Source organism: Metabacillus fastidiosus NBRC 101226 (genome assembly GCF_001591625.1).
GTDB classification, from domain to species: domain Bacteria; phylum Bacillota; class Bacilli; order Bacillales; family Bacillaceae; genus Metabacillus; species Metabacillus fastidiosus.
The window spans coordinates 20,143-37,320 of sequence record NZ_BCVG01000006.1 but is presented as its reverse complement, the minus strand read 5'-3'; the positions used below and the strand labels follow the sequence as shown (position 1 = coordinate 37,320).

General features: G+C 34.9%; 12 protein-coding genes. 3 read left to right on the top strand and 9 right to left on the bottom strand.

What is annotated here, in order from left to right; translation table 11 throughout:
- Position 1 precedes the first annotated feature (1 nt).
- The 6 genes from BFA01S_RS02950 to BFA01S_RS02925 all read right to left on the bottom strand — a co-directional run bounded on the left by BFA01S_RS02950 (position 2) and on the right by BFA01S_RS02925 (position 6,530).
- Positions 2-1,417: a lipopolysaccharide biosynthesis protein gene (locus BFA01S_RS02950; RefSeq protein WP_268874802.1), complete on the bottom strand. Its 1,416-nt coding sequence runs from the start codon at positions 1,415-1,417 to the stop codon at positions 2-4.
- Between the two features lie 12 nt (positions 1,418-1,429).
- Complete coding sequence (locus BFA01S_RS02945; protein ID WP_066225578.1) at positions 1,430-2,161, bottom strand: acyltransferase; 732 nt, start codon at positions 2,159-2,161, stop codon at positions 1,430-1,432.
- A 20-nt stretch (positions 2,162-2,181) separates the two neighbouring features.
- Positions 2,182-3,498 carry a nucleotide sugar dehydrogenase gene (locus BFA01S_RS02940; RefSeq protein ID WP_066225573.1) on the bottom strand — a complete coding sequence of 439 codons (1,317 nt, stop codon included), beginning with the start codon at positions 3,496-3,498 and terminating at the stop codon, positions 2,182-2,184.
- Between the two features lie 28 nt (positions 3,499-3,526).
- Positions 3,527-4,555, bottom strand: a complete 1,029-nt coding sequence (locus BFA01S_RS02935; RefSeq protein ID WP_066225571.1) for a Gfo/Idh/MocA family protein — start codon at positions 4,553-4,555, stop codon at positions 3,527-3,529.
- Positions 4,548-5,294, bottom strand: a complete 747-nt coding sequence (locus BFA01S_RS02930; protein ID WP_066225569.1) for a hypothetical protein — start codon at positions 5,292-5,294, stop codon at positions 4,548-4,550. Before BFA01S_RS02930 ends, BFA01S_RS02935 begins: the two co-directional genes overlap by 8 nt.
- Before the next feature lie 126 nt (positions 5,295-5,420).
- Positions 5,421-6,530: a DegT/DnrJ/EryC1/StrS family aminotransferase gene (locus tag BFA01S_RS02925; protein ID WP_066225567.1), complete on the bottom strand. Its 1,110-nt coding sequence runs from the start codon at positions 6,528-6,530 to the stop codon at positions 5,421-5,423.
- A gap of 359 nt (positions 6,531-6,889) precedes the next feature.
- Between BFA01S_RS02925 and secA2 the strand changes: the two genes are divergently transcribed.
- The gene (gene secA2, locus BFA01S_RS02920; RefSeq protein WP_066225565.1) at positions 6,890-9,250 is read left to right on the top strand and encodes an accessory Sec system translocase SecA2; all 2,361 of its coding nucleotides are present in this window, start codon (positions 6,890-6,892) and stop codon (positions 9,248-9,250) included.
- Position 9,251: 1 nt separating this feature from the next.
- Positions 9,252-10,070: an accessory Sec system S-layer assembly protein gene (locus tag BFA01S_RS02915; RefSeq protein ID WP_066225563.1), complete on the top strand. Its 819-nt coding sequence runs from the start codon at positions 9,252-9,254 to the stop codon at positions 10,068-10,070.
- Positions 10,071-10,267: 197 nt separating this feature from the next.
- Here BFA01S_RS02915 and BFA01S_RS02910 read toward each other — a convergent pair whose 3' ends face one another.
- Together BFA01S_RS02910 and BFA01S_RS02905 are read right to left on the bottom strand one after the other, a co-directional pair.
- Complete coding sequence (locus BFA01S_RS02910; RefSeq protein ID WP_066225561.1) at positions 10,268-11,416, bottom strand: NlpC/P60 family protein; 1,149 nt, start codon at positions 11,414-11,416, stop codon at positions 10,268-10,270.
- A gap of 195 nt (positions 11,417-11,611) precedes the next feature.
- Positions 11,612-13,381 carry a M14 family zinc carboxypeptidase gene (locus BFA01S_RS02905; protein ID WP_235842949.1) on the bottom strand — a complete coding sequence of 590 codons (1,770 nt, stop codon included), beginning with the start codon at positions 13,379-13,381 and terminating at the stop codon, positions 11,612-11,614.
- A gap of 188 nt (positions 13,382-13,569) precedes the next feature.
- Between BFA01S_RS02905 and BFA01S_RS02900 the strand changes: the two genes are divergently transcribed.
- On the top strand, positions 13,570-14,598 hold the full coding sequence (locus tag BFA01S_RS02900) for an acyltransferase (protein ID WP_066225559.1): 1,029 nt from the start codon (positions 13,570-13,572) through the stop codon (positions 14,596-14,598).
- Positions 14,599-14,659: 61 nt separating this feature from the next.
- On the opposite strand, the gene BFA01S_RS02895 is transcribed toward BFA01S_RS02900, so the two are convergent.
- Positions 14,660-17,128 carry a S8 family serine peptidase gene (locus tag BFA01S_RS02895; RefSeq protein ID WP_066225557.1) on the bottom strand — a complete coding sequence of 823 codons (2,469 nt, stop codon included), beginning with the start codon at positions 17,126-17,128 and terminating at the stop codon, positions 14,660-14,662.
- Between the last annotated feature and the right edge of the window lie 50 nt (positions 17,129-17,178).

The following is a 17,178-nucleotide window of genomic DNA, read 5'->3' as shown; positions in this document are numbered from 1 at the left end:
CCTAATTTGTTTCGTGATTTCTTGTTCCTCTCAAATCCTTATCAACGCGAGTAATCCCAACTGTTGCAACATATACTACCCATGCAAGAACGATATAAAGCGGTGATAGTGCATGTTCCTGTACATAAACGATGCCAATTGTTCCAGCCAGCATCACAAAGAAAAGTGCTGACATTTTCCATAAAGAGACCGGAATATAATAAAGCTTCTGACTCTTTACGAAAATATAAATAATTGCAGCTAAATACGAAATTAAGTAGGAAGCAACAACACCCCATATCGAATATGACGGTATTAAAATAATGTTAAGAATAACATTAATAACTGCTGCTCCGGCAAAAGCATAAGAAATAATCTTCGTCTTTTTCATGAAGAAAATTCCTACTGAGATAATTAAATAATAGAAGTTTAAAAATGTTGCTGCGGATAGTAATGCCACGTATTGATATGCTGAATAATAAGCTTCATCAAGTAATAAAATGACATATGGCATAATCGTTGCTACAACTAAAACCCCTGTCGCTCCCATTAATAAAATAATGATATATACTTTTGAGAAAAGTTCTTTATTATTCGGCTTATCTTTCAATGACATGGAATAAGGACGCCAAGCCATTTGAATTCCACTCGTAACAAGTGTAATCAATGCCGCAAATTTCGTTGCTGCTCCGTATATCCCTACCTCTTCAGCAGACTTCATAAAAGCTAGGAAAAAAGAGCTTGAATTTAAAATGATCCAAAAGGCAAGTGATGCCGGTACTAATGGAAGTCCATATTTTAATAAATCTCTTAATACATCACGATCTATTTTAAAGGATATAAACTTTATTAATGGTTTTGCTAATAATAAAACGATTAAGGCCCCACTAATAATTCTTCCATATAAAATTCCTTCGACAGAGCGAACAAAGAATTTCAAAAATAAATAAGATAAAACTGCAACTAACAGCATTTTTAGAACAGTTAAAACGACTACTTTTATTGTATGGAACTCATAACGCATTACCGTTAAGATAAGAGCAGAGATCGTATCGAGGAAAAGAACTCCGATACTTAAATAAAGCCAATAAAGTCCCTGATCTGACTGAAGTAATTCATTAGCAAATAACGGGCCAATGATTAGAATGATAAGGAATAGACATAAAACCATGAATAATCTTATATTCATAACACTTTGAATATAAGAACGCTTATCTTTTTCATCCTTCTTTTCAAAATAATAAAAAGCAAGAGCAGAATCTGTACCTAAAATAACTAAGAAAACGAGCATCGCTGTCCAACGATCAATAATGTCAACCGGCGCATATTCAGTTGGAGATAGAAAATTCGTATAAATAGGAAGCATAATGAACGCAATCATTTTCGTTCCAACATTCATTAATGCATAAAGGAGGGAATCCCCTCCTAATCTTTTCAAATTCTGAAACAATTATAACAGCTCCCGTTCATCTACCATGCGCACCTTTTTCGCAGGGAAGCCCTTTACGACTGTTTTTGGTTCTGTATCCTTCGTAACAATTGCACCAGCTGCTACGAATGTCTCTTCTTCAATGACAACACCTGGTAAAAGGATTGATGCTCCGCCTACTCTAGCGCCCTTTTTCACAGTTGCACCTTTGATTTTGTCAAAACGCTCTTCTGTACGTCCCATGAAGTTATCATTTGTCGTTGCAACGCAAGGAGCAATAAATACGAAATCTTCTAATGTCGTATACGCTGTGATGTATGCATTTGACTGCATTTTCACACGGCGGCCAATTTTTACGTAATTTTCAATCGTCACACCTCTGCCAACGATACATTCAGAACCGATTTCTACATTTTCACGCACACTTGCTAAATCAGCAACAAGTGTTGATGAGCCGATTACAGCACCTGCATAAACAACTGCATTCGTTCCAAATGTAACATTTGTCCCTACTTCTAGCGGCGCAACAGTTCCTTTCAGCTTCACAGTTGATGTTTTTCCTGGTGACGGCTGTTTACCTAAAACAACTCCATCAGCGATTTTAGTTCCATCTCCGATAATTGTTCCAGCATAAATCGTTACATGGTTGCCGATTACTACATTTTTACCGATTACTACATTTTCTTCAATAACATTAAAATGACCAATTTGGACTGTTTCATCTATATTTACAGTTGAGTGAATAATATTCATCTTCAGTCTCCCCCGCTTTATTAAAGCTTAATATATCTTTCCGGTTTCTTCTCAACTTGTTTTAATGCATTTCTCGTATCGAAAACAACACGGCTGCTGTTAGCAATAAGTTCATAATCAAAGTCTGAATGATCTGTCGTAATAATGACTAAATCAGCTGTTTTTAATAACTCTTCAGAAAGTCCTACTGTTTCTACTTGTTTGTCGCCTAAACGGAATACTGGTACGAATGGGTCGACTACTTTATAGTCTGCACCTTCATTGTCCATAATTGTTAAAATATCTAATACTGGTGATTCACGAACATCATCAATATCTTTTTTATAAGCTACACCAAGTACAACAACATTCGCACCGCGAAGTGCTTTGCCGTCCTGGTTTAAAATACGCATCATACGGTCAACGACAAGCTCTGGCATTGAGTTATTAATTTCACCAGCAAGCTCAATTAATCTCGTATGATAATTGTATTCACGCGCTTTCCATGTTAAATAAAATGGATCGATTGGAATGCAGTGACCGCCTAGACCAGGACCTGGATAAAATGCCATAAAGCCGTACGGTTTTGTTTTTGCAGCATCAATCATTTCCCATACATCAATGCCCATCTTTTCACAAAGAATCGCCATTTCATTTGCAAGTGCAATATTAATATGACGGAATGTGTTTTCAAAAATCTTTTCCATTTCTGCAACAGCAGGGCTTGATACTTCAAATACGTCCCCTTCTAATACAGAACGGTAAAGACTTGAAGCAACACGTGTACAATTTTCTGTTACACCACCGACTACTTTCGGTGTATTTTTCGTTTTAAATTGTTTATTACCTGGATCAACGCGCTCTGGAGAATAAGCAACGAACACTGTTTCCCCACATACTAAACCGCCTTCTGTTAATGCCGGTACAACAATTTCCTCTGTCGTTCCAGGATATGTCGTTGATTCTAAAACAACAAGAATACCTTCACGCGCATATTTCGCAATTTCTCTCGTTGAACTTTCCACATAAGAAGTATCAGGCTGCTGATGACGATCAAGCGGTGTCGGTACACAGATAGCCACTGCATCAACTTCCATCATACGTCCGTAATCTGTCGTTGCCTCTAAAAGACCAGATGCTACGATTTCTTTCAGGTCTTCATTTACAACATCACCAATATAATTTTCCGCACGGTTTACTTGATCTACACGGCTTTGCTGAACGTCAAATCCAATTACTTTAAAACCGGCCTTTGCTTTTTCTACTGCAAGTGGAAGCCCTACATAGCCAAGCCCTACAACACCTACAACAGCTTCACGATTTTCTATCTTTTTTATTAAATTGTCCATATGACTCATTGTTTTCACTCCTTCATTTACTGGCAAATCAAACTGCTGATAATTGTTTTATGAATACTTTTTTGCCAGTTTCTGCTGACTCTAAAAATGCTTCAATTAATTTCACCGGTGCTAAACCTTCTTGACCACTCACGATTGGTTCTGTATTTGTCTGAACCGCTTGAATCATATCTTCAATAATCCATTGGTGACCCGGTTTACCAAATGGATCTACTTTTACTTCTTCAATCAATTTATTTTTCTCTTCTTCACTTATATCAAGGACATTCAGTGTCTCAATAAAGTTAGCATTGCGTCCGCTTATTTTGACCGTACCTGTTTCACCAAAAATAGCCAGTGATTCTTCCAGGTTTTCCGGATAAATAGTTGTTGCTGCTTCAATTACACCTAATGCTCCGCTTTCGAATTCCACAACACCTACTGCAACATCTTCTGTTTCAATATCGCGGAAACGTGTAGAAGCCATCGCCTGTACAGATTTTACCGGTCCCATAAACCAAAGGAGTAAATCAAGATTATGAATCGCCTGATTCATTAAAACACCGCCGTCAAACTCCTTAGTACCTCTCCAGTCAGCCTGGTCATAATATGCCTGATTACGATTCCATCTTACTGTTGCATTTGCATGGCTTAGTTTTCCAAAAAGGTTTCTGTCCATTAAATCTCTTAAAACACGAATTGCAGGACGGAAACGGTTTGGATGAACAACAGAAAGTTTAACACCATTTTCTGCTGCGATTTTATTAATTTTTTCCGAGTCGCTAACTGTTAATGCCATCGGCTTTTCTAAAATAATATGCTTTCCTTTTTCAGCGACAATTTTAGCAAGCCTCATATGTAAACCTGATGGAACACAAATATTTACAACATCAATATCTGTCTGTTCATCAAGCATTTTTCCTAAATCTGTGTAAAGACTGCAAATTCCTTCATATTCTTCTAATCGCTGTGCATTCGTATCACATACAGCAACAAGCTTAGCTCCATCAGCATGCTGAATTGCTTCGATATGCTTTTTAGCAATATGACCCATACCTACTATAGCGAAATTAACCATTATTCAGTTCACCTCTAGCCTCTCTAGTATATCTCCACAGCATTAACCCAAATAAAGTGAAGAAAAAGCTTATTACGAGTGCAATAAATGCATTTTGTATGAAGTAATTATCAGATTTCTCGATACTTGTACTATTTAATTTCGGTTCATCAAAAAGCTTTAACTCTGTGTTCATTCTATTAACGGATGTTAGATATTCATGGATAAGCTCTTCTTTTGTTGCAATCCCAAGCAGTAAATCTGTCTCAGGCAATCCCCCTTGAGCAGCCTCGACTTTCTTATAATAAGGCTGAAGACTTTTTTCCACTTTTTTGAGCTGTTTTTTATAAGCTTTCATATCTGTCTCTGTAAGATCATATCTTAATTTATAGTTTGCCATTAAATCGGCATTATATTTCTCTGACAGTGACTGTAATTCTTTTTCTACATCAGCCTTCTTATCACCAGTCACTTTAATTTGAACACGTTTATTCTGAGGAACAGAGAAATTAACCTCTACATTTTTATTTTCTGCCCTATACTTTGTATCCATTAAATCAGGCTCTGTTAACGTTTCCTCTTTCAGTTTGGCAGTATAAAATACTGCTTTCCCGACATACTGATGGTCACTTATAAAATAGGAAACCGCTCCTGTAAGCAGACAGATTAACAATGGAATAATAATTAGAAACGCCTTTTTATCCCAAATAAACTTTAAATTTTTATATAAAACATATTCTTTTTCTTTTTGAACCGACATTAATATATCCTCTCTTTTACAGTTTAAAATGGAAAGAACTCGCCAAATGACGAGCCTTTTTAAATAAACAACGCCCCTATGACTCTAAATCCTATTAACTTCATTTTAAAGAAATAGAGCAATGTTTTATTTGTAAAATTTAGTAATACATTCAACAACATAGTCTTGCTGTTCTTCTTTTAATTCTGGGAACATTGGTAATGAGATAGCCTCACGAGCTGCCTTCTCTGTAATCGGTAAGTCCCCTTCTTTATAGCCTAGCTCTTGAAATACAGGCTGAAGATGAAGCGGCTGAGGATAATAAATCATTGTAGATACACCCTGCTCGCCTAAAAACTTTTGAAGTTCATCTCTGTTTTCTACTCTAATTGTATACTGGTGGAAAACATGATAATTTCCTTCTGTCTCAACAGGTGTTACAATTTTATCACCTAAAGCGTTTTTCAATTTTTCTGAGTAATTTGCAGCAATCTTTCTGCGCTTCTCGCTCCACTCATCTAAATGAGGGAATTTAACATTCAAAATAGCTGCCTGTAATTCGTCTAGACGGCTGTTATAACCAAGTACATGGTGATAATATTTAGGCTTGCTTCCATGTACACGAATAACTCTCATTTTCTCCGCAAGATCCTCATGCTTCGTTACAACCATTCCAGCGTCACCATATGCACCGAGGTTTTTTGTCGGGAAGAAGCTGTAGCATGCCGTATCGCCAAGCTCACCAACACGCTTTCCTTTATATGTAGCACCGATTGCTTGTGCTGCATCCTCGATGATGTATATATTATGTTTTTTCGCAATTTCCACGATCGGATCCATATCAGACACTTGACCGTATAAATGAACCGGAATAATTGCTTTTGTTTTTTCTGTTATCTTTTCTTCAATTTTACTTGGGTCGATATTGAATGTAACAGGATCAATATCAACAAATACCGGTGTTGCATTACAACGGGCAATCGCACCTGCTGTAGCAAAGAACGTAAATGCAGTCGTAATTACTTCATCACCAGCTTTTACACCGCATGCTTGAAGAGAAATATGTAAAGCATCACTACCATTAGCAACACCGATTCCAAACGGAACATTGCTGTATGCAGCTACATCTTGCTCTAATTTTTTTACATTATCACCTAAAATAAATCTTGAAGATGTCATTACTTCGTCTAAAACTTCGAGCATTTCGCCTCTAAGAGTAGAATATTGCTCCGATAAATCGAGCATAGGTACTTTCATAAAAGAATCGTCTCCTTTATTCCTTTAAAGATTATTACAATCTAAAATATTTTATCATAAATCAGTCGTTTTTTGTCACTAGCTATTGTTATATTTTTGAATGTAACAATCTTAATTTTTTATTTTCCATCTTCTGCGTTATTTTCCCCCGTAATTCCTCTTTTTATTTCGCATGCATTGAGGGTTTCTAACGGTGAGAATCAAAAAAATAATCGATAAGCCTTTAATAACAAATATATTACTTATCTATAATCTTTCCTATCTTTCCCTTAAAAAAATATAGTAAAGATTAGGAATATGATAGATCTTATATGGTATAATCTTGTAAGTACATTACATGAAAAAATGAGGTATAAATAATGTCTATTATGCTTAATCAATATACAAAATTAAAGTCCAAATCGGAAATTAATAAACTTCAAAAGCTCGTTAAACAAATTAATCAACTGGAAGATCAATTCAAAACGTTAACTAATGAACAGTTACGAGGAAAAACGGTTGAATTTCAAAATGCTTTAAAAGATGGAAAAACACTTAAACAAATCCGCGTGGAAGCTTTTGCAGTTGTAAAGGAAGCTGCTTCACGCGTTATTAATCAGCGTCACTATGATGTGCAAATACTCGGCGGTCTTGTATTAACAGATGGAAATATCGGTCAAATGCAAACTGGTGAAGGAAAAACATTAATGGCTTCTTTACCAAGTTATTTATTCGCATTAGAAGGTAAAGGCGTTCATGTTATTACATCAAATGAATACCTCGCACAACGGGATTATGAATTAATTGGAGAAATACATAAATTTCTCGGATTAAAAGTAGGACTGAATATTGCCGACCTGTCACCAGCAGAGAAAAAAGAAGCATATAATTCACATATCACATACGGTACTGGAACAGAATTTGGCTTTGATTATTTAAGAGATCATATGGTATTCAGTGAAGAAGAGAAAGTACAGAGAGGACAGCATTTCGCTATCATTGACGAGATTGATAACACACTTATTGACGAAGCGAGAACACCGCTTATTATCGCAAGTAAGTCAATGTTATCATCTGATCTTTTTGCCATTACGTCCATGCTTGTAAAATCACTTAAAAAAGAAGAAGATTATGAAATCAATTTTGTTTACCAGCAAGTTCATTTAACTGAAAAAGGTATTTTAAAATTTGAAAAAGCATTCGGTATTGAGAATTTATATGATACTGAGCATCAAATTCTTTTTCATTCTATTAATCAATCTTTACAAGCTCATTTTATTTTCAAGAAAGATAAAGATTATATTATTGGTGACGGTAAAATTGAATTAGTAGATTCATTTACTGGAAGAGTAATGGAAGGCAGAAACTTGAGCAACGGGCTTCATCAGGCAATTGAAGCAAAAGAAGGATTAGAAATTAACGAAGAAAACTTAACAGAGGCTTCTGTTACCATTCAAAACTATTTCCGTATGTATTCTACTCTTTGCGGGATGACTGGAAGTGCCCTGCCTGCACAAAAAGAATTCATGGAAACATACGGAATGGATGTTATTAATGTACCGACGAATCGTCCAAATCAGCGTATTGATCATGAAGATCTTATGTATAAGGATTTGGAGCATAAGTATAAGAAAATCGTTAAGACAGTTAAAGAGATCCATGAAACAGGCAGACCTATTTTAATCGGTACAACATCGATTGAACAGTCTGAAACATTGTCAGAGATTTTAAAGAAAAATGGGATTAAGCATCAATTGCTAAATGCAAAGAGTGTGGAAGAAGAAGCAAAAATGATTTCTATTGCTGGTCAAAAAAATATGATTACAATCGCTACAAATATGGCTGGCCGCGGTACAGACATTCTTCTAGGTGAAGGTGTTGCTGAGCTTGGCGGTTTATTCATTCTTGGTACAGAACGTCATGAGAGCTTAAGAATTGATATGCAGCTACGAGGTCGTGCTGGCCGTCAAGGTGATCCTGGTTCATCACAATTCATTCTTTCACTGGAAGACCATTTAATGAATCAATTTGATGAAGAAGAACTTGAAAAGTATAAAAAGAAAATAAAAGTAAATGAAGAAGGATTAGTCATTAGTCCAAATCCAATTAAGTTTCTTACAATGGTTCAAGAAACTGTTGAAAACGGACATTTTTCTTCAAGGATTCACTTGTTAAAGCTTGATGATGTCGTTGACCAACAGCGTAAACTCATTTACAGTAAACGGAATTCACTTTTAAATTCCGAACAAATTCTAAATGATACTGAACAAGAAATCAGAGATTATGTAGACAAGCTTATCTTCCACTCATTAGATGAACATAATGAGTTAGCAGAAGAGAAGCGAGATGCTTTTACTTATAGGCTCCAAGAGCTTTTTGGTATTTCCCTCGATGAAAAAGAGCTTATTGAGATGGATAAAGAAAGTTTAGCTGAATTGCTTAATCCATCACTCGACAGTTATTTCGCTTTCATAAATGAACTTGATGACCGTTCGAGTATAGAATTTCAAATTAGAAATATTATGATGAGAGCTCTTGATCAAATGTGGATCAATCATATGAACGATATGGAAAATTTAAAAGAAGGTATTCACCTAAGAGGATATGCACAGGAAGATCCTTATCGTCTTTACACATTAGAAGGATTTGAATTATTTGATAAAAATTTAGAGTCATTCCAATATGATATGACAGCGAAAGTTCATTCCTATGTAAACAGTTTAAAAAAGGTGGAGGAATAAAATGTCAACAACAAACCAAATCGAGACTGTACTATCGATTCATCCAGATTGGAATGTAAGCAAACAAGAAATGTATGTTTATCAGTTCCAGCATCAGCAGCTTGAACCATTAAGGGAAAATCAAATTTCTATTTCCGGACTGAAACTGGAACAATTTGACCAGCTTATTTATGTAACAGCTTTTATTCGTAATACTCTTCCAAATGCTATTACATTTGAAATGTTGGATTTAATCATTTTAGATGAAAATAAACAAATGATTGCAAAAGAAACATTCGACATGGAAAAATTCGGTGAGCTACCTTCTATGGGCTGCCGTCCTTGGTCATTTGTATTTGAGAGAGAAAATTGGAACGTTGAAGAAGAACCAACAAAATTAGAAAATTGGCAAATTGCATTTGAAATTAAGAAAAAGCCGAGTGAAGTCCATGAGTTAGAATTAGATACAAGCTGGGAAGACAAGCTTTCAAAAGAGATGAAAGAGCATTTACAGCAGCTTGTTAATAATATGCCACCATTGAAAGAAAATGAGATTAATATTATGGGATTAGAGGCAAAAATGAATGAACAGCGTAACCTTGTTGTAACACTTCTTATCCGGAATGGCAGCCTTAAAAACATCAATTTGGAGCAGCTTCCTCTCATAGTAGAAGATGCATCGAAAAATGTCATTGCAAAAGGTGTATTTAATCTTAATAATTTTGAAGTCCGAGCAAATACAAGTAAACCATGGACATTCATTTTCCCAAGTGATCTAATATTAAATGCTAATCCTGACTTATCATCTTGGAAAGTGTATCCTCCAAAAACAGAACAATAATATGTAGAAGAGGGCAAATAACTTGCTCTCTTTTTTTATTACAGATAGAGGATTAAACTCTTGTACACATACTTAAGTTTCGACTCATATTTAACATATTTTATCCAATTTGAAGATTGATAATAAAATTATTGGGTATATCAATAATATGCATATAAAAAAGACACTTACAATGAAGTAAGTGCCCTTTACTTAGTTTATGCCGCCGGAGTAACTGCTTCTTCTTTTGCTTCCGGTTTCTCTACTGCAGGTAATTGCTTTTCTATTAAACTTTTTCTTTCTTTCAATTGCGCATTTATAGTTTCTAAAGTATTATAGGCATTTTCATGAATGGAATTACCTAATATTTTAATTTCAGATGCTCTATTTTCAAGTCTATTATATTTTTCTAATAGACTTTGTGCTTCACTTACATTACCTTGTGCAACTGTATCCTCAATTACTTTAAGCAATCCGTACATTGATACTTCATAGATGACTGTTTCTTTTGAAATCTTTGCTGGTGTAATAGATTCTTGATTGAATCTCTTTCTTAAATCTGAACCGCTTAGACGGCTGTATACTTTTTCACTTTTACGAATATCCTCAGAAAAACTGTGATATAAAGCAACAGAACTTTCATCAAGCTGCTGATTTTCAATTAATACCTTTTTAAGCTCATTTGTAGACTGTTCTAATTTAGCCGCTAAGTTAACAGAGTCAATTAAATTAGCTGTTTTAGTAAGATATACTTCTGCCTTTACACGATCATTAGCTGAAAGGCTTGTTCTTATTTCCTGGAAGTCTTTTAAAAGCTCTTCATTTTTCATTGTTACATTCTCGCTCATATAATGTTGAAGTCCAGTTTTCCATAGTTCTTCCACTTCATCTTGTGATGGAGAATTTAAATCATTTGATAGTAAACTATGACGCTTTGCACCTATGTATCTATTTTTCCAATAAGAGTCTTGCAATTTGTTAATTGACACACCATTTGAGCTTGCTGCATGTATAAACTGATCTTGCCCAATGTAGATTCCTGCATGTGATGCGCCCTTTTTATATGTTGTGAAAAAGACGATATCCCCTACTTGAAGTTCCTTAACTGGTGAAAAGTTCTTTGAACTGTATATACCAGCAACCGTTCTCGGAAGCGAATAACCGTATTCTTTAAAAACGTAGCCAAGATATCCTGAGCAATCAAAAGCTTTCGGTGTTGTTCCGCCAAATTTGTACGGTATTCCCAAATACTTCTTACTGTTCTCGATAAACTGTTCTTCCTTCGTTGCTGCCATCGCTTTATTAACACTTAAAGTTAATAATAGAATTGGGCAAAGCAACAAAAATGTATATATGTATTTTTTCAAAAAAGATCACCTCATTGATTATTACACTTCTGTAGTATAACTGATCTTTTTAATAGATACTGTAACAAGAACATTAAAAGTTACACTCTTATATTACATTTATATTACAAATTAGGATAATTCTCGACAAAACCTTAAAAATCAACCATAAAAAACACAGGTATTACTACCTGCGTTCTACAAATTTCTATGCTTTTATTCTACATTATTACTAAGCTCACCATCAGTTATCTCTTTATACTTTCCAGCTAAATTCTGCTTCCATATTTGAAGCTGTGCTTCAATTTCAGGATAATCAGGATATTTGCCAGGATACTTTTTATTCCCGTCAGCTTTTATTTGAACGGACCTTTCTTCAAGACGCTCTAACATAGCAAATCGTTCTTTCACTTGTGAATACTGCTGTTGTTCAAGCTCATCGTCAATAACTCCTAGTAAATTATATGTGGAAACCTCATAAATAATAGATTCTCTCGAAATTTTGCTAGGACTAATATATTTCTCGCCTGCTAATTTACGGTATTCACTTCCGTATATTCTACTAACTACTTTTTCAGCTCTATTAATACTTGATGACAGTTCATTATAATTCATAACAATTGTGTCATCGAGCTTCCCTTGGAGCAGAAGGCGATCAAAGTCAGTTTTTTGTTCTAATAATTTATTGCCGGTATTAACTGCGTCTATAAATCTGGCCGCATCTGTTCTACGTGCTTTTGCCTCTTCTATATAAGTAGATAGCCTTGTTTTATCTGTTTCTGTTAAGTTTACTAAAGACTGTTCTGCTTCTTTAATAAGCTTCCCTGTATCATTAAAAAGATTAGTAAAATCTGCTGATATATTAAGATCTGACACTGTTTTAATATTCGTTGTATGATATGATCTTAACGCTTTACTCTTTAACAGAGCATTATTTACTTTCTTTGTAGCAGTAGCTTGAACATTTTGATATCTCCCCATGAACAGCTTATGCCCTTCTTTTGTCACGTAAAGTCCGACTGCTTTATTTTCATTCCACACTTTAGGAAAGACAGACAGCGGCGGACTTGTCTCTTGCACATAAGGAGCAATTTCCGGTGTAAAAGCCGGCCTGTTATAATGAGAAATAAACCAGTCTGTAAATCCGCCTCCGGAAGGATTCGATTTAGGATATACGAGAGAGTAGCCAGTCATTCTTCCAATCTGTTTCGCCAGTGCATGATCCCTATTATATTGAGTACCTTTCTGGTGGAAATTCCAATATAAAATCTGCCCGCTGCTATGGTAACTTACAGAGATTTCTGGTTTAATTTCGTTAACAAAATCTAAAACTGCTGTTACTTCTTTTGCATGATGAGGTTTTGGACCTTTATAATTTTTAAAATAAGGCTTTCCAGGATTACAGCAAATATTTTTCCAATCTGCATCGTATTGGCGGTTTAAATCCAGTCCTTTTGCATTTGCCTTCCATCTGCTAAAATTTGTACTGCCTGCATTCATTTTAATTAAATCATCATGGTCTTCTTTCGGAAACTTTTTTAATCCGAACTGCTGTAATGTTACACCGTCTGGATTTACCATCGGTACGAACCAGATCGTCGAATCATTTAAGATAGATTTTACATTATACCCGTTTATAGATGTACCGTTTTTATAGGCGTTCGCATATTGATCGATCATATACATATTTACAATCGTCGTCATCCATTCCCGTGCATGATGTGAGCCATTAATGAAGGAAACAGAAGAACCTTTTCCAAGAGATACAGCATAAATATTTCTGCCATACTCACTTTTACCAATCACTTTATATTGGATTAGGTCTGGATAGGCTTTTGCCAATTCCTCAATGTCCTGTTCCATTATTTCATATGTATATACTTGCTTTGTATCGATATATGAAGCAGCTGAAGCTTGTTCCGGTGAAAAGCTTAGCAGCATACATATACATAAAAAGAAAAAAGCGGATAAAATGCTCTTTTTCAACTTTCATTCTCCTTTTCTCTTAAATTTCTACATTATTAATCATATCAAAACTACTAAAATAAATGGATATATTTCAACATAAATAGTCGAAATCCTCATTTTGCCTTTTGATTTACCAAACATAATCTGCTATATTTCTTCAATGGATGCTTTTATTACGAGTAACTTGTAAAAAGGATGTGTTGATGATGGACAGGTCGAGGATTATATACTTTGATAATCTACGGATTATCGCTACTTTTGGTGTTATTCTTTTACATAGTGCTGCACCGATCCTTTATAAATTCGGTTCTGTTACAAATGTAACTTGGTGGACCGGCAATGTATACGACTCATTCATGAGATGGTGTGTTCCAATCTTTTTCATGATAAGCGGAGCTTTATTGCTTAAACCTGCGAAGGTAGAAAAACCGTCTATTTTTGTAAAAAAGCGGGTAAGTAAGGTTATTATTCCGTTTATAGCATGGAGTATATTTTATTTAGTCGTTCAAATAAATGATGAAATGATAGAAAATGATCCATTTCTAATTCTTAAAGCATTTTTAGAAGGGAAGATTTATTACCATCTCTGGTTTCTTTACGTCATTATTGCCCTTTACTTAATCCTTCCGGTACTAAGAGTTTATTTTGCTACAGCGACTAGAAGAAATATTGAATATTATTTAATTCTCTGTTTAATCGTTACGAGCGGCTTTAGTTTAATAGCTAAATTTTATGAAATTAAAATCGATATAAATGTGGAAGCTGCAACAGGATATATCGGCTATTTCCTTCTCGGTTACTATTTACATAACTACGAGCTTCCTAAGTTCGCAAGATGGATTATTTATTTATTAGCAGCGATAGCAATGTTCGTTATTATAAGAGGCACTTACTTCTTAACACTGGAGAATGAAGGTATATTAGATGGTTACTTTTACCATTACTTAAACATGCCAGCAGTTATTACATCAATGGCTGTTTTCCTTATTTTCAAGTATATTACATTTGATCTATGTAAATTTTCTGTATTTGCTTTAATTAATCGGGCAAGCCTTGGTATTTACTTAGTTCACCCATATATTTTTCTGCTTTTATTAGAAAATTATGATATCCATGGCCATACAGTGCGTGCATGGGCTGGTATCCCATTACTATCTGCTTTCACTTTAGTCGTCAGTCTGATTATCGTTCTTATTTTACAAAAAATACCGTTAATTAAAAAGATTGTACCTTAATAAATCATAACCATAAAAAAGATCAGTCCCCCGCTAACCATGGGGAAACTGATCTTTTTCCTTAGTTTTTAATAAAATTGAAATCTTCTTTACTATCTAATACGTAATAGCCGTTACCGAGATCCACTTTTCCATTTTCTATTGCTTTCACATAATATAAATTATTTTTCTTTAATGTTGAAAACTTTCTGCCTTGTACATCGTACATTGTTATATCCTTCTGCGGTTTAATATACCCGATTAAGAAAAACGCGTTGCGGTCATTATGAACTGTATAGCCTCCCCCAACATCATAAGCTTGGCCATTATAAGAATAAACTTTCAGCGCTTCACCTTTTTGTACCGTTTTATAAAAATTTCCGTCAGGATCATATAAGGTTGTCGGTGCTTTAATAAGAACTCTTCCAATATAGGAAATTGTCTTTCCTTCCTCATATTTTACAAAATAAGGACCACCTACATTGTAATAATAGCCGGAAACCCCGAAAACCTTCAACTGTTCATGCTTTGATAAAGTTTTGGCTTTCGTAAAGCTATTATCACTATTCTTCTTATACATAGCAATGTCATCCTGGCGAATAATAACACGAGCAACAGGATATTTATTAAATCCTTTTAGAGCAGATACATTCGGGATCGTCAAAGGATCAATTTCATAATTGAAAGTCACTACTTCACTTTCAAGTGCTCCTGCTATCGCTATTGCCTTTACAGTCGTTGATTCATAGACTGGGATAGGCTCCTTATACTCATAGCCATTCGAAGAAGAAGGTGTTGAACCATCTAATGTATATTTAATCATTTTAGAAGTTGATTCAGCTTTTAATTCAAGATTGAATGGCTTATTATACTTACCCGATAATACATTCGGTTTCGGACTTTGAATTACAACGTCCTCTCTCTGAAGTACAACATTTATACGATAAGGTTTCGTTGACCAATGATCATAGTAATCAGATAAAATAAAATAATAATCGCCTTGTGAGGCAAAAAGTGAATGATCTTCTGCTACTCCGTGTCCATTTTCATCAATTATATCAATTAATTGAAATTGCCCATTTTCCACTTTAGCAAGCTGTATATTAATATCCAACTCTGGTGAAAATTGATCAACAATCAATCTCAACTGTGAATTAGAATTTACTTTCACATGGTAAACATCGTAATCATAAGGATGATCGATTTTTTCTATGTAAGGCTTGTTAAACTGCAGCTCATATGCTTGCTCTTCATCATCAGAAATATCATTATCTAAAGACGGAAACTTAACATTTAAGCTATTGAGTGCATTTACAATTCCATAGCCTTTATGTCGTTCCCACTTCCCTGTATTTGTTCCTAATTGCAGTGCCCACTCTACTTCCATCGGAGTTAAATCAGGATTTTGATTTAATAATAACGAAGCTATTCCCGATACGATAGGTGCTGAAAATGATGTGCCAGATGTACTGCCATAGCCTCCATTTGAAAGTGTAGTATAAATTCTCTCTCCTGGTGCAGACACATCAATCCAGTCGCCTTTATTAGAGAATGAGGCAAGAGCTTTACTTTGATTTGTTGCTGCTACACTTATCACTGGGCTGTAAGAAGCAGGATACATCTCCTCACTCGTACCATCATTTCCTGCTGCTGCAATAAGAGTAATACCATGGTTGTAAGCATCCCAAAGCGCTTCATTTTCAAGATCTGAATAACGGTAATTTCCGTAACTCATATTAATAATATTTGCACCTTGTTCTATTGCATAGTTAATCCCTTTAACCGAGTCACCAATTGTAGAGTGTCCTGTCCGGTTACTAATTTTCACAGGGATAATTTTCACATTTTGATTTACTCCAACTACCCCTTTTTTATTATTCGCAACAGCGGCGATAACTCCAGCCACTCTTGTTCCATGTCCATTATCATCGTTCGGATCGGCATCATCGTTAATAAAGTCATAGCCATTTAATATTTTCCCTGCTAAATCCGGATGATTTTTATTTACCCCTGTATCAAGCACTGCCACTTTTACTTCCTTACGAGATTGAACTAAGTCCCAAGCTTGCGGGAGATCCAAGGCTGGAAGATGCCATTGTTCTTTATAAAGAGGATCATTTAAAACAGCTGCCGATTCGATTTTATAATTCGGTTCGGCCTTTTCCACACCTTCCAATTCAGTCACCTTTTGCAAAGTGTTTTCAAAATTCAGCTCTTTTGGAATTTTAAATGTATAAAGAAGAGAGTCTGAAGCTGCTAAATTGATAGATTCGATGAAAGTCAAACCTAGTCCATCCAATTCTTTTAAATTAAGCTTACCTTTCACAACAATTTCTCTATCTTTTACTTCACTTAACGTAATAGATTGTTCCTCTTGTGTTGAAGCTGTCGGCTTTCTTTTTGAAAGTAATTCCTGCAAACTTTCTGCAGATGGAGGATTCGAATTTTCTTCATATGAAGGATGATTATTGAGTTCAGATGCAAATGTAGGAATAGTAGAAAAATGTATAAAGAAAAGTGTAACAATAATAAGATAGATTACTTTTTTCATAAATGAACCCCCAATAATAAAAATGCATCATGCATTTTAAAAATAAAGAG